Genomic DNA, 12,763 nt, shown 5'->3' with positions numbered 1-12,763 from the left:
GATAAAGATGATGTCGCGGGTAGCCACAGCTCAAGCGTCATAGGGAACGCCCCAGATACTTCAAGTAAAGCCGCTGAACGGTGCGCAGCGCCATCAATGTAAACGCCGCACAGACGGTGAAATAGATGATGCTCTTAGGCAGATCCACCGACACCATTAGGCTATTGGTGCGTGATGCCAGCTGATAGGCGATCCATGCCATCGCTATATAAAAACTAAGGCTTATCAGGTTGACCAAATGCTCTAGCAAACGCGCCTGCCAGCCCGGCATGTAGTGGTAGAAGAATTCCACCATGATGTGGCTACCGTTACGGGCTGCCATGATGCTGCCAAAAAAGCCCACGCCAATCAGTAAGTAACGGGCAATTTCTTCGGTCCAGCCAATAGAACTACCCAGCACATAGCGACTAAAAAACTGGGCGAACACCACTAAAATCAATGCCCAAAAAAGCGTTAAGGTGACAAAGTCTTCGAGGCGATAATCACTTAGTTTGAACGGTGCATCCTCGAAGGCAGATTCAAAATCCACCATCGGGTCGCCGATAGGCGGGGAATTCTCGCGCGAATTATTCATGGCACAGGACTCCAAACACTCCGCTCAGTAAAGAGCGGAGTGTTATCAGGGGTTGGATTACTGGCCGATAGCCTGTAGGCGATCGTAGGTTTCCTGATCCCATGTCGCGGCATCGCCGTTATGGGCGGGTAAAACGGCCTCACGGAAGAGCTCACGGTCCACTTCATTGATGGTGTTGCCCTGTTCTTCAAACCAGGCAACCAGCTCTCCTTCAGCCTTCAGAATATCTTTGGTGTTGTTTTCAGCCGCCTCCTGGAAAACCTCGCGGAATATTTCGCGGTCTTCTTCAGAGAGCTGATTCCAGCGCGGCCCGCCAACAATCGTAATAAGCGAATCGGTGATGTGGCCGGTCAGGTTGATGTAGTCCTGTACTTCATGGAAGGCCTTAGCACGAATAGTCGGCAGCGGATTTTCCTGCGCGTCTACAACGCCTTGCTGCAAAGCCAGATATACCTCATCGAACGAAATGGGCGTTGGGTTAGCACCCACCGCCTGAGGCATCATCATGTACATCGGTGCGTTGGGCACCCGAATTTTCAGCCCTTCCATGTCTGCGGGTTCATTAATGGGGATATTGGACGTGACGTGGCGTTCGCCATAATAGTTGAGCGCCAGCGGAACGTTGCCGGTTTGATCCTGATAGCCCTGAGCAATCTCTTGGAACAGATCGCTATCGGCAAACGCCTGCCAATGATCGAAATCACGGAACATATACGCAGCTCCGGCAATGCCGATGGGTCCATAAGCGCGGCCAGCGAACTGGGTGCCGGTATAAATGATATCGACCGTGCCTAACCCAAGCCCTTCGTTGATGTCTTCCTCTTTACCTAACGAGGCAGCGGGGTATACCTCCATGGTATAGCGCCCATCGGTGCGCTCTTCAATCTCGTCAGCGGCCCATAATGCCCACTTATGGAAAGGCTCGGAGGTTTCATAAACGTGGGCGAAACGCAGGTTCTCGACGGCCTGTACCGCACCGGCTACGCTGATACCAGCGGCAATAAGCGTAGCGGTTAGCAAACGGGACATCGTTAGGCGGTGTTGGCTTTTGTAGCTCATCTTGTATTCCTCACAACCATTAGATTTATTGTTGGTTATTGTGCGAGCGGCAACAGTCGATGAAACCGATCATCTTACTGTATACGTATCATACCACCAGATTGAAACCTAGCTGCTGACCCTCAATTACGCAACTACCCGGCTAGCATTTTGCTGTCGTTATTTTGTGTACTTAGTTCGACTCACCGCTCAGGTTAAGCTGCTGATGCAAACGAACGAGTAGTGATGAGTCGCCGAAGCCACCCGCCTTAGTCATTACTCTGCGGTGGGCATCACCATCCAAACACCCTAATGCCACACCCGGTGACCACTCAGTCTCAACGGTGATATAACGAGCGCCTTGCTGGGAGAGCACTGCCATAGCGATATCGCCACCGGTAAGAAATTGCAGGTGCTCATCTTCGTCATGCCAGGCTGAAATAATGCCAGCCACCTGGGCCGCCATTGCATCGGCCACTTCAATCGCTGTGCGCACTGTTCCATCTTCACTAGGCACGATGACACACGCCTCGACGCCAAGGTGGTCAAGCGACGTAGCACACGCCTCAATAATCGCTACGTTGGGTAACTGCTGGCACAGCGACTCAAGCTGCTCCGCGGCACGAGGAGCCCGGGAGCCGACGGCATACAGCACCGATTTTACCCCGCACAGTGACCTAGCCTGAACACAGGGAGTACCAAAGCGACGTTGAGCAATGGCCATAGCCAATCCCGCTGCGCCGGCCATGACACGTGAGCTTTTGAGCTTCAGCACGCCATCGTAAAGTGCGGCGAGCTCCTCGTCGCTGCTGGCATCAACAATACAGCTCTCGTCAGGAAGCGTGTTTCCCTTCTCAAGGCGATAGCGCTGTAACGCCAGCCCCCCTGCGGCAAACGCATCATCAATAGGACCCAATAGAGGCGATGACCGCGCATCCTGCTGATATGCCGTATTGGCCAAGCTTACGCCATCAACCCAGACTTCAGCGTGGCGCACAATGCGCCCTTGAGCCGGTACCGCTGGCGCCAATAGCAATGGATACCCAATGGCCTCTTGCAATGCTCGACACTCGGCAACTACCTGGCCACGCAAGGTTGAATCCACCTTTTTGAACCATTGCTGCGGGCGTACTTGTGTCAATAGACGAACCGCCTTAGAAACCCGCAACGCTGCTTCATCGGCCCGCAAATGGCGTGACTCGGTATTCACGGCGATGACCGCTGGCCACGTCCCTTGCCCTTGCCACACATCAAGCGTCGCTGTTAATGCTTCTAGACTGACAATCACTCGGGCATCGGCTCCCCGTGCAGCAAAGGGCGCTGATGCATCCAGCGCACCCGACAAATCGTCGGCAATAATGGCTAGCTGGCAGGGGCTCACGAATGCCCGCCACTGGCTAGACGTCGCGCATAGGCAATCGCGGACCCCATATTGGTAGCATCTGCTTTACCTTGCCAGGCGATATCGAACGCGGTGCCGTGATCCACTGAGGTACGCTGTAACGGCAGGCCTAGGCTGACATTCACCGTGGTATCGAATGCGATGAGTTTGACCGGAATATGCCCCTGGTCATGATACTGAGCAACGACTAAATCGAACTCGCCTTTAGAGGCTCGGTAGAACACCGTGTCAGCAGAAATAGGACCACTTACATCAAAGCCACGCTGACGCAGCTGATCCACTGCGGGCGCAATACAGCGGCTGTCCTCATCACCAAAGATCCCCCCTTCACCGCAATGCGGATTGAGTCCGGCAACGGCGATACGTGGCGCACTTAGTCCCAGCGCAACCAAGTGAGCATTGCCGGCTTCGACGGTGGCAACAATACGTTCAGGCGTCACTCGATCGATCGCTTCTCGCAGTGATACATGCGTTGAAACATGCAGCGTCGAAAGCGTCTCCGAGGCCAATAGCATGAACGATGAGAGCGCGCCGGTCAGCGCTGCCAGCATGCCGGTGTGGCCATCGTAATGGTGCCCTGCTTCATGCAGCGCCGCCTTGTTGAGCGGCGCAGTAACAATCACCTGCGCCCGACCTGACTGCACTAAGTTCACCGCCGCCTGAACGCAACGAAAAGCCATATCACCTGCGCCCGCACTGATTTGGCCATCCGGGATATCTGCACCCACCGGCACGTCCACGACGCTGATAGCGACACAGTGATCACCGCTGGATGGTTGGTCGAGCGGCACAAACATCAGCTCAGCATCGACACTGGCCGCTGCTCGACGATAAATAGCGGGATCTCCCACCACGATGGCACTGGCTCGTTCGGCGCTAGACATAGCCTTTAACGCGCGACAAATAATTTCCGGGCCAATACCCGCAGGGTCGCCCATGGTGATCGCAATCTCATAACACTTAGCGCCTGGGTCACTACGCAATGACATACTCATGGCATTAGCTGCCCACCGTTGACCTCAATTATTTGACCCGTGACATAGCCGCTCAGTGCGTCTGTTCCAAGAAATACATAAGCCCCTACGCACTCTTCGGACGTGCCTAATCGCCCCATAGGGATCGATGCACGTGCCGCGGCTAAATGCGCCTCGCTGGAGTGGCGCTCGTGAAAATCGGTCGCAATCGTACCGGGGGCGACGGCATTGACGCGGATATTCTCGCCGGCCAGCTCTTTCGCCATATTGCGCGTCACCGTGCTCACAAACCCCTTGGCAGAAGCATAGAGCCCTGCACCGCCACCACCGCCATTGCGTGCGGCAATAGACGTGGTATGGATGATATTGCCGCGTCCTGCGCGCCTAAAATGCGCTAGCGCGGCGCGGCTGGCCATGATCACCGAGCGCACGTTGAGATCCATCACTCGGTCGTACTGGTCATCATCCATCGCGTCTAAGCCTACCCGGCCCAGCATGTCACCAGCGTTATTGATTAACAGATCCAACCCGCCCAGGCGTTTGGCCGCTTCATCGACAAGCCGTTGCGTTTCACTGGAATGGCTGACGTCCGCCTTAAGGGTAAAGGCTTCCCCCCCTGCATCGCGGATAGCCTTGGCCACCGCTTCGGCGGGCGCTTCGCTGCTGTGATAGTGCACTGCCACATGGGCACCCAGCGTACCTAGCTGCTTAGCCACCGCCGCGCCGATGCCACGGCTAGCGCCGGTGATGAGGACTCGCTTGCCTTTCCACTCGTCTAACATGACCTTCTCCTTAGGATTTTTACTTTTATTTTTGCACGCAGCGTTAAGCGAAACCGATCTCAATTAGGCAGATTTAACTATCGACCCGAAACCGGACGGTGCGCTAAAGTGAGCCATGAACTGGCATACCTGTCATACAACACAATATCCATAACATGATAGGTGATGGCGCACCAACCACTCGTTGCTCATCACTAGTACATCTTTAGTCCAACTTTTCTGGAGGCGCACATGAACCCACTGTCCCTGACTGACTCTCTTCCCCATGATTTGGATAAAGCGCTGCTCGTTGGCCGCGTTTGGCTGGATGGCACGCACCCCGGCCCCGCACTGGTAACCGTGCACGCTGGCCAGGTCATCGATATCACCGCGTTTGGCCCCACCATGGCTGATTTGCTGGAACGCGATGATGTGCTGTCCGTCGTGCAACGCGCAGATGGGCCGTCAATCGGTAGCGTCGAGTCGCTGCTCGCCAACTCCCAGATGCCTTCGCCAACCGCGCCCTACTTGCTGGCCCCTTGCGATGTACAGGCCGTTAAAGCCTGTGGCGTCACCTTTGCCGTTAGCCTGTTAGAGCGGGTAATCGAAGAGCAAGCGGGCGGTGATCCGGCTAGGGCCGTCGCGCTGCGCGACGATTTGCAGGCGCTGATTGGCACCGATCTCTCCAAGATTACCCCAGGGTCTGCCGAAGCGATGGCGCTCAAAGAAGCGCTGCAAGCCCGCGGTGGCTGGTCGCAATATATGGAAGTAGGCATTGGCCCCGATGCCGAGGTGTTTACTAAAGCGCAGCCGCTGTCTTCGGTAGGCTTTGGCACCCCGGTGGGTTTGCATGAGTCCTCTCAGTGGAATAACCCAGAGCCGGAAATTGTCCTGGCGGTAGACAGCCGTGGCCAGGTGCGCGGCGCCACGCTAGGCAATGACGTCAACTTGCGCGACGTTGAGGGCCGCAGCGCCCTGCTGCTCGGCAAGGCAAAAGATAACAACGCCTCCTGCTCGCTGGGGCCGTTCATCCGGCTATTTGACGATCACTTCGATATGGATAGCGTACGCAATTGCCAGGTATCGCTGCGTATTGAAGGAGAAGACGATGATTTCTTGCTCCAGGGCGAGAGCGATATGCGCGAAATCAGCCGCGATCCGCTGGACCTAGTAGGCCAAACTATCGGCGAGCACCACCAGTACCCTGACGGCTTCATGCTGTTCCTCGGCACCATGTTCTCACCGATTCAGGACCGCGACGGCGAAGGCCAGGGATTCACCCATCATCTAGGCGATCGCGTCACCATCGCTACACCGTCCCTTGGCGCCTTAGTCAATACGGTAGGCAGAAGCGATCAGCTGCCGCCCTGGACTTACGGTATTCGCGAACTGATGCGCCACCTAGCGCGCCGCTAAGTATTACGCCACCCATAGCACTGATTAGGAGAGCACAATGACAACCATAACACGCGTCGAAATTCAGGATATCCGCTTCCCCACATCGCGCACGCTGGACGGCTCGGATGCCATGAATGCGGCGCCCGACTATTCGGCCACTTACGTCATTCTGCATACTGATGATGGCAGCCCCGAAGGGCACGGCTTAACGTTTACCATCGGCCGCGGCAACGAGATAGTGGTTACCGCCGTGCAATCACTAGCGCCGTTAATTGAAGGACGCTCGCTGGCATCCATCACCGACAATATGGGCAGTTTCTGGCGAGAAATCACCGGTGACAGCCAGCTACGCTGGATCGGCCCCGATAAAGGCGCGATTCACCTAGCCACGGCGGCCATCGTCAACGCCGTGTGGGATATGTGGGCAAAGCACGAAGGCAAACCGGTATGGAAGCTGCTGGTGGATATGACCCCAGAGCAGCTGGTGCGCTGTCTCGACTTTCGCTTCGTTACCGATGCGCTCACGCCGGAAGAAGCAATCTGCTTGTTACGCCGCCAGTCATCCGGCAAAGCAGAACGTGAAGACGAAATGCGCCGCGACGGCTACCCAGGCTACACCACTTCATCGGGTTGGCTGGGCTACAGCGACGAGAAAGTGCGCCGATTGGCCAGAGAAGCGCTGGCGGAAGGCTGGACGCACTTTAAACAAAAAATTGGTGGCGATATCGAAGAAGATGCCCGCCGCGCAGCGCTGCTGCGCGATGAGATTGGCTGGGACAACGTGCTGATGATGGATGCCAACCAGGTATGGGACGTCGATGAAACGATCACTAAAATGCGCCGCTTAGCGGAATTTGACCCGCTGTGGATCGAAGAACCCACCAGCCCTGACGACATTCTAGGCCACGCTGAAATTCGCCACCGCGTTGCGCCTATTGGCGTTGCTACCGGCGAGCACTGCCATAACAAAGTGATGTTTAAGCAGTTCTTCCAGGCAGATGCCATCGACTATTGTCAGCTTGATGCGGCACGCCTGGGCGGGCTCAACGAAGTCATCCTGGTGGTACTAATGGCCGCCAAGTTCGGCGTGCCAATTTGCCCTCACGGCGGTGGCGTGGGGCTATGCGAATACACCCAGCACATCTCACTCTTCGATTACATTGCGGTATCCGGTAGCCTTGAGGGTCGCGTTCTGGAGTATGTGGATCATCTTCACGAACACTTTATTGACCCGGTCGTCATTCGCGGCGGGCGTTATCAGGTGCCCGAAGCGCCGGGCTACAGCATTGCCATGCACGCGCAGTCGCAAGCGCAGCACTCCTTCCCCGACGGCGCTGCCTGGCAGGAAGAGGTCTAATGACAGCGATCACACTCTTTTTAAACGAGCTCGCCAGCCTGCTTGGCGAGCGCGGTTTAATACGCCAACCAGACGCAATGGCGCGCTACGTTAGCGACTGGGCTGGCGACACGCTAGGCATGCCGCTGGCCGTAGCCCGCCCGGCGAATACCGCTGACGTTGCTGAGATTGTCAGGCGCTGTTATCAGCAAGGGGTCGCAATGACGCCCCAAGGTGGCCATAGCGGCCTGGTGGCGGGCGCATTGCCCGCCGCAAACGGTCAGGAACTGGTGATCAGCCTAGAGCGTTTGAATAACGTACGGGCCATTGATCCGGTTAACTTCACCATCACGGTGGACGCTGGCTGCATCCTTGAGAACGTCAAGCTAGCCGCTGCCGAGCATGACTGCGATTTTCCGCTTTCGCTCGGCGCTCAGGGCAGTTGCCAGATTGGTGGCAACATTGCTACCAATGCAGGCGGCCTTAACGTGCTGCGCTACGGCATGATGCGCGAGCTGGTGCTGGGGCTAGAAGTGGTACTTCCCGATGGGCGCGTGTTGGAGGGCCTAAACGCCCTGCACAAAGACAACCGCGGCTACGATCTTCAGCAGCTGTTTTTAGGCAGCGAAGGCACCCTGGGCATCGTGACCGGCGCAGTGTTAAAACTCTCACCACGCCCGACTCAAAACCGCACCGCGCTGCTGGGACTGCCCTCCGTTCAAGCGGTTATCGACCTATATGGCTTAGCACGCCGCGACTGCTGCGATTTGCTGACGGCTTTTGAGCTGATTCCGCGCCGCTGCATTGAGCTGGCCATAGAAGCAACCCCGGAGCTTCACGACCCATTGGAAAGCGCCTACCCGTGGTACGTGCTCATGGAAGTCGCCGCCACCGGACCGATAGATTTAGCGACGATGCTGGAACAGCTGCTGGAAACAGGCATGGAGCGTGAGCTGGTGCTTGACGGCGCACTCGCCGCCAGCGACACCCAGTCGGCCCAGCTATGGCAATTCCGCGAGAGTATGCTGGAAGGCCAACGTCGGCGCGGCGAGCACTTACGTACTGATATCGCCGTGCCTATTTCAGCGATTCCAGCCTTTGTCACGCAGGCGAGTGAGGTCATCATGGCCGCCTCTCCCGAGTGCGAAATCATTGCCTATGGGCACGTCGGCGACGGCAACCTGCACTTTAACATTCTGCCGCCCAGCGCCATGGCTGACGCAGACAAAAAAGCCCACCTGCATGACCTGGAAGAACGGCTTTTTGAAGTGCTCGATGATTTCAACGGCAGTATCAGCGCTGAGCACGGTATTGGCCGCACCAAGCAAGCGCCCTATTTGGCTCGGCTATCACCCATCGAACGTGAACTCATCAGCGGCGTTAAAGCCCTGTTTGATCCTAAAGGGCTGATGAACCCCGGAAGGATTTTGCCAACTGAAGGTTAACGACCCAGCCAGGCAAGCGCAGAAGGCATATCCACATTAAAGCGCTTGCCTGGCCTTCGCTCAGCGTTCATACAAACCCTAGCGTTTGAAACGCTCTGCCAAGCCGCGCAAGGCATTGGCATACAGCAGAGCATCGATCCCTACGCCAACGAATGTACAGCCTGCAGCTAGGTAACCGCGGGCTGCCTGTTCGTCCACCGTGACAATCCCTGCCGCCTTACCCGCTGCGCGAATTTTGTGAATAGCGTCACTAATCGCCGCTTCCACGTCGGGGTGGCCAGCATTGCCAAGATGCCCCATCGAAGCAGATAAATCGGCGGGGCCAATAAATACACCGTCGACCCCTTCTACTGCGGCGATAGCTTCCAAATTATCCAGCGCCTGCTGGCTCTCTACCTGCAGCATCAGACAAATCTCGTCATCTGCGCGGGCCAGATAGTCCTTCACCTGCCCCCAGCGCGAGGCACGTGCCAACACATGCCCAACGCCACGTTCACCGTGGGGTGGGTAGCGGGTTGCAGCAACCAGCTCAGCGGCTTGCTCGGCCGTTTCCACCATGGGGATCAGTAAGTTCTGTACGCCAATATCCAAATAGCGCTTGATCAGCACGGCATCGCCCGTGGGCGGGCGCACTACTGGGTGGCTTTTATAGGGCGCCAGCGCCTGCAGTTGAGCAAGCAGGCTGCCCAGGTCATTAGGAACGTGCTCGGCATCTAGCAACAGCCAGTCAAAGCCAGCCGTGGCGGCAATTTCCGCTGAGTATGCGCTCGCTAGCCCGAGCCAAATCCCCGTTTGGGGCTGGCCCGCTAACAGCTGCTGTTTAAACTCATTTTGAGGCATGTTCATATTGGCTCCTTTTTATTTTGACGGCGGTTAAAACGCTCGCCTTAAGCTCTTAATAACCCATGAGATCTGGCAGCCACGTGGCCAAGCCCGGCACGGCGATTAGCAATAAAATAGTGGCGATAATCGGCAGTAAGAAAGGCAGTATCGCGGTCACCACCTGGCCATAGCGCAGTCGCGTAATGCCCACCATTAAAAACAGCACCGTGCCAAACGGAGGAGTAATGACCCCGACGGACAGTGTAATCACCATCACAATGCCGAAATGCACCGGATCTAACCCGGCGCTAAGCGCCGCTGGTACCACAATCGGTGTGAAGATCAGAATACTTTCAATCACTGACATAAAGCAGCCAATGAGCAGGAAGAACAGCGCGAAGCAGAGCAATAGCGCCACCGTGGGCATATCGACGCTGGCGACCTGCCCTGCCAGTGCCTGTGGAATGCCCATGCGCACTAGTATCCAGCCGTAGAAGCTGGAAACCGCAATAATCAGCAGAATAACCGCACTGAACATTAAGGTTCTGCGGAAAGCATTAAAAAGATCCCGCCCGTTCAAATCACGGTAAATCACACCGCCTAGAATAATGGCGTACAGCGAGGCAATCGCGCCCGCTTCCGTCGGCGTGAAGAAGCCGCCCCAAATGCCACCCACGATAATGGCCGGCATCATTAGCGGTAATATCGCACGCTTGCCAGTGCGAGCAACTTCGCAGGCATCAAACGGCTTAGGTTTAGGCATCACGACCTTGCCGGTCGCGCCAAGCAGTACGGTCATGCCCATCAGCAGCAGTGCCATCAAAATGCCCGGCAAAAGCCCCGCCATAAATAGACCACCAATGCTGACATTGGCAAGCCAGCCATACACGACTAGCGCAATGCTGGGTGGCAAGATTGGCCCAATAACGCTTGAGGCCGCGGTAATGCCCGTGGAGTAATCCAGCGCATAGCCACGCTCTTTCATGGCCTTAATTTCAATACTGCCAAGCCCCGCAGCGTCCGCTACGGCGGTGCCTGACATGGTCGCGAAGATAGAGCTCGCCACCACGTTAGCGTGGCCAAGCCCACCTTTAGTGAAGCCGACAAGCGCGGTCGCAAAGTCGAAAATGCGCGTCGTTGTCGAGCCGATATTCATAATATTGGCGGCTAGAATAAACAGTGGAATCGCTAGCAGCGTAAAGTTGTTGAGCGTTTGCACCATTCGCAGCGGCAATAACTCAACGGGCAGCCCACCGGTACCGGTTGCCACTAGCGCGATAAACGACGTCACGCCAATAGCCACCACCACGGGCAAGCCAATAGCCATAAGTATCAATAGCCCGCCGACAAAAATCAGTAATTCCATCATGGCTGAGCTAACTCCTCTTGATGCTCTTCTTCATCATGCACTTCCAACCACGCGACCGGGCCGCGCAGGGTTTGCCACACTGCTATCAGCGCCATACCCGCAAAACTAAAGAAAATACCGTAGTAGAGATAGCTGAAACTGATACTCAGCGAGACCGTTTTATTGTTGGCGCTCATATCCGACATGATCCATGCGCCCCAAGCGGCAAGGGCAAAAAAACCACATGAAATCAGTGCTGTGGCTCGATACTGGAGACTTTTTCCTAACCCAGAAAGCTTATGGCTAAACAAATCGACTACCAGATGCTCGCTGCGCACCCAGGCCGATAGCGATCCAAAGCCAATCGCGTAGATAGCCATCATAGACGCGACCTCTTCGGTCCAAGGCATACCAAGCCCCAGCAGGTCCCGCGCAATAACCGCCGCCACAATAAGCAGCAGGATAGCGGCCATTAACGCCACGCCCGCCCCATCGCAAAGGCGGGTTACCCAGCGCAACGTATAGAAAGCTATTCGATCGAACCCGTTACTGGGCGGAACCACGTGATTCACAGGAAAACTCCCCGACATTTATCAACATACAAAAATAAAACGACGGCCCGATGGGCCGCCGCTGTTTGCTTCAGGTGCGTATTAGTTACTTTCGCTACCCAGCGCATCTTCGCGAACGCCGTCGGCCATCTCAGAAAGAACGCGATCAATGGCGGGCATCGCCGCTTCACGGAAGGCATCAATATCAGGCTCGATAACCGTCATTCCTTCTTCTTTAAGGGCTTCTAGATAATATTTATCCAGTTCAAGCTCTTGCTCTGAGCCATACTCGCGGGCCACATCGATCGCCTCCGCAATCAGCGCCTGGTCTTCCGCTTCAAGACCATCCCACCAGCGCGAACTGGCTACCCAGCTCCAGGGAAACTGTACGTGGCTGGTCAAAATCAAATAGTCCTGTACTTCCCACAGCCGGCGCGTATAGGGCGATGAAAGCGAATTCTCGTGACCGTCGACCTGGCCGGTTTGCATGGCCAGATAAATTTCCGGTGCCGGTACGTTGACGACCTGAGCACCAATCTCTTCCCACACTTCTAGCCAAATGGGCAGCGAAGGCAGGCGAAGACGGAATCCGGCAAGATCTGCGGGCGTATTAATTTCTTTATTGGCCGTCATATGACGCGGGCCACGATGCTGAGTACCAAAGAATTTAAGACCGCCTTGGCTCTCTGCCTTTTCAATCAACGCCTGCCCAGAAGGAGTCTCTATATAAGCGTCCACTTCGTCCCAGGTGGTAAACAAAAAGGGCACGGTGATGGCATCATATTCAGGCGCATATTGCTGGCGCCAGTTGCCGCCGGTCAGGGAGATCTGTGTCTGGCCAAGATTCAGCAATTCCAAAATAGCGTTTTCACCGCCCAGCGATCCCGCCAAAAAAGGACGCACCTCAAAGCGACCCGGCGCCTGCTCTTCTAAATATTCAGCGAAACGTTCCACCGCAGCACTTTCCGAGCCGCCTTCACTCATCGTGTTGTTGACTTGAATTTCGATGGGATTAGCGAGGGCGAAGGGAGCCGCCGTTAACATTCCAAGGGTAGCCAGCGTGGCAAATAATTGTTTCCGCATGCGATGACTCTCTACGGTTGTCGTTATGGGG

12 protein-coding genes are annotated in these 12,763 nt (G+C 56.0%); 3 read left to right on the top strand and 9 right to left on the bottom strand.

Going from position 1 to position 12,763, the window contains the following annotated elements:
* Positions 1-37: 37 nt before the first annotated feature.
* The 5 genes from CIK78_RS04950 to CIK78_RS04930 form a co-directional block, all read right to left on the bottom strand.
* The gene (locus CIK78_RS04950) at positions 38-574 is read right to left on the bottom strand and encodes a TRAP transporter small permease (RefSeq protein ID WP_096277793.1); all 537 of its coding nucleotides are present in this window, start codon (positions 572-574) and stop codon (positions 38-40) included.
* Positions 575-631: 57 nt separating this feature from the next.
* Positions 632-1,633: a sialic acid TRAP transporter substrate-binding protein SiaP gene (locus tag CIK78_RS04945; RefSeq protein ID WP_096277791.1), complete on the bottom strand. Its 1,002-nt coding sequence runs from the start codon at positions 1,631-1,633 to the stop codon at positions 632-634.
* A 172-nt stretch (positions 1,634-1,805) separates the two neighbouring features.
* Positions 1,806-2,993 (bottom strand): four-carbon acid sugar kinase family protein, encoded by a 1,188-nt coding sequence (locus tag CIK78_RS04940; protein WP_096277789.1) that lies wholly within the window; start codon positions 2,991-2,993, stop codon positions 1,806-1,808.
* The gene (gene pdxA, locus CIK78_RS04935; protein WP_225734155.1) at positions 2,990-4,009 is read right to left on the bottom strand and encodes a 4-hydroxythreonine-4-phosphate dehydrogenase PdxA; all 1,020 of its coding nucleotides are present in this window, start codon (positions 4,007-4,009) and stop codon (positions 2,990-2,992) included. Before pdxA ends, CIK78_RS04940 begins: the two co-directional genes overlap by 4 nt.
* The gene (locus CIK78_RS04930; RefSeq protein WP_096277785.1) at positions 4,006-4,770 is read right to left on the bottom strand and encodes an SDR family NAD(P)-dependent oxidoreductase; all 765 of its coding nucleotides are present in this window, start codon (positions 4,768-4,770) and stop codon (positions 4,006-4,008) included. Before CIK78_RS04930 ends, pdxA begins: the two co-directional genes overlap by 4 nt.
* 231 nt (positions 4,771-5,001) lie before the next feature.
* On the opposite strand from CIK78_RS04930, the gene CIK78_RS04925 reads away from it, so the two are divergent.
* The 3 genes from CIK78_RS04925 to CIK78_RS04915 are packed head-to-tail and all read left to right on the top strand — an operon-like array spanning position 5,002 to position 8,928.
* Positions 5,002-6,165: a fumarylacetoacetate hydrolase family protein gene (locus CIK78_RS04925; protein ID WP_096277783.1), complete on the top strand. Its 1,164-nt coding sequence runs from the start codon at positions 5,002-5,004 to the stop codon at positions 6,163-6,165.
* 37 nt (positions 6,166-6,202) lie between these two features.
* On the top strand, positions 6,203-7,504 hold the full coding sequence (locus CIK78_RS04920) for an L-fuconate dehydratase (protein WP_096277781.1): 1,302 nt from the start codon (positions 6,203-6,205) through the stop codon (positions 7,502-7,504).
* A complete protein-coding gene (locus tag CIK78_RS04915) occupies positions 7,504-8,928 on the top strand; it encodes an FAD-binding oxidoreductase (protein ID WP_096277779.1) in 1,425 nt (474 codons plus the stop codon). Before CIK78_RS04920 ends, CIK78_RS04915 begins: the two co-directional genes overlap by 1 nt.
* 78 nt (positions 8,929-9,006) lie before the next feature.
* Here the strand turns inward: CIK78_RS04915 and hpaI are convergent, their stop codons facing one another.
* From hpaI to CIK78_RS04895, 4 genes are all read right to left on the bottom strand, one after another.
* A complete protein-coding gene (gene hpaI, locus CIK78_RS04910; protein ID WP_096277777.1) occupies positions 9,007-9,774 on the bottom strand; it encodes a 4-hydroxy-2-oxoheptanedioate aldolase in 768 nt (255 codons plus the stop codon).
* Positions 9,775-9,823: 49 nt separating this feature from the next.
* Positions 9,824-11,119 (bottom strand): TRAP transporter large permease, encoded by a 1,296-nt coding sequence (locus CIK78_RS04905; protein ID WP_096277775.1) that lies wholly within the window; start codon positions 11,117-11,119, stop codon positions 9,824-9,826.
* Positions 11,116-11,670, bottom strand: a complete 555-nt coding sequence (locus tag CIK78_RS04900; protein ID WP_255249088.1) for a TRAP transporter small permease — start codon at positions 11,668-11,670, stop codon at positions 11,116-11,118. The genes CIK78_RS04905 and CIK78_RS04900 overlap by 4 nt, the downstream gene beginning before the upstream one ends.
* 81 nt (positions 11,671-11,751) lie before the next feature.
* Positions 11,752-12,732, bottom strand: a complete 981-nt coding sequence (locus tag CIK78_RS04895; protein WP_096277771.1) for a TRAP transporter substrate-binding protein — start codon at positions 12,730-12,732, stop codon at positions 11,752-11,754.
* Positions 12,733-12,763: the final 31 nt, after the last annotated feature.

Origin of the sequence: Halomonas sp. JB37, from assembly GCF_002332255.1 — a bacterium.
Classification (GTDB): domain Bacteria; phylum Pseudomonadota; class Gammaproteobacteria; order Pseudomonadales; family Halomonadaceae; genus Vreelandella; species Vreelandella casei.
This window is presented reverse-complemented; position numbering and strand designations above follow the sequence as displayed.

Coding starts and splice junctions, on each gene's coding strand:
- CIK78_RS04915 (WP_096277779.1), top strand. CDS start 7,504: ATGACAGCGATCACACTCTTTTTAAACGAGCTCGCCAGCCTGCTTGGC.
- CIK78_RS04895 (WP_096277771.1), bottom strand. CDS start 12,732: ATGCGGAAACAATTATTTGCCACGCTGGCTACCCTTGGAATGTTAACG.
- CIK78_RS04905 (WP_096277775.1), bottom strand. CDS start 11,119: ATGATGGAATTACTGATTTTTGTCGGCGGGCTATTGATACTTATGGCT.
- pdxA (WP_225734155.1), bottom strand. CDS start 4,009: ATGAGTATGTCATTGCGTAGTGACCCAGGCGCTAAGTGTTATGAGATT.
- CIK78_RS04920 (WP_096277781.1), top strand. CDS start 6,203: ATGACAACCATAACACGCGTCGAAATTCAGGATATCCGCTTCCCCACA.
- CIK78_RS04945 (WP_096277791.1), bottom strand. CDS start 1,633: ATGAGCTACAAAAGCCAACACCGCCTAACGATGTCCCGTTTGCTAACC.
- CIK78_RS04930 (WP_096277785.1), bottom strand. CDS start 4,770: ATGTTAGACGAGTGGAAAGGCAAGCGAGTCCTCATCACCGGCGCTAGC.
- CIK78_RS04925 (WP_096277783.1), top strand. CDS start 5,002: ATGAACCCACTGTCCCTGACTGACTCTCTTCCCCATGATTTGGATAAA.
- CIK78_RS04950 (WP_096277793.1), bottom strand. CDS start 574: ATGAATAATTCGCGCGAGAATTCCCCGCCTATCGGCGACCCGATGGTG.
- hpaI (WP_096277777.1), bottom strand. CDS start 9,774: ATGAACATGCCTCAAAATGAGTTTAAACAGCAGCTGTTAGCGGGCCAG.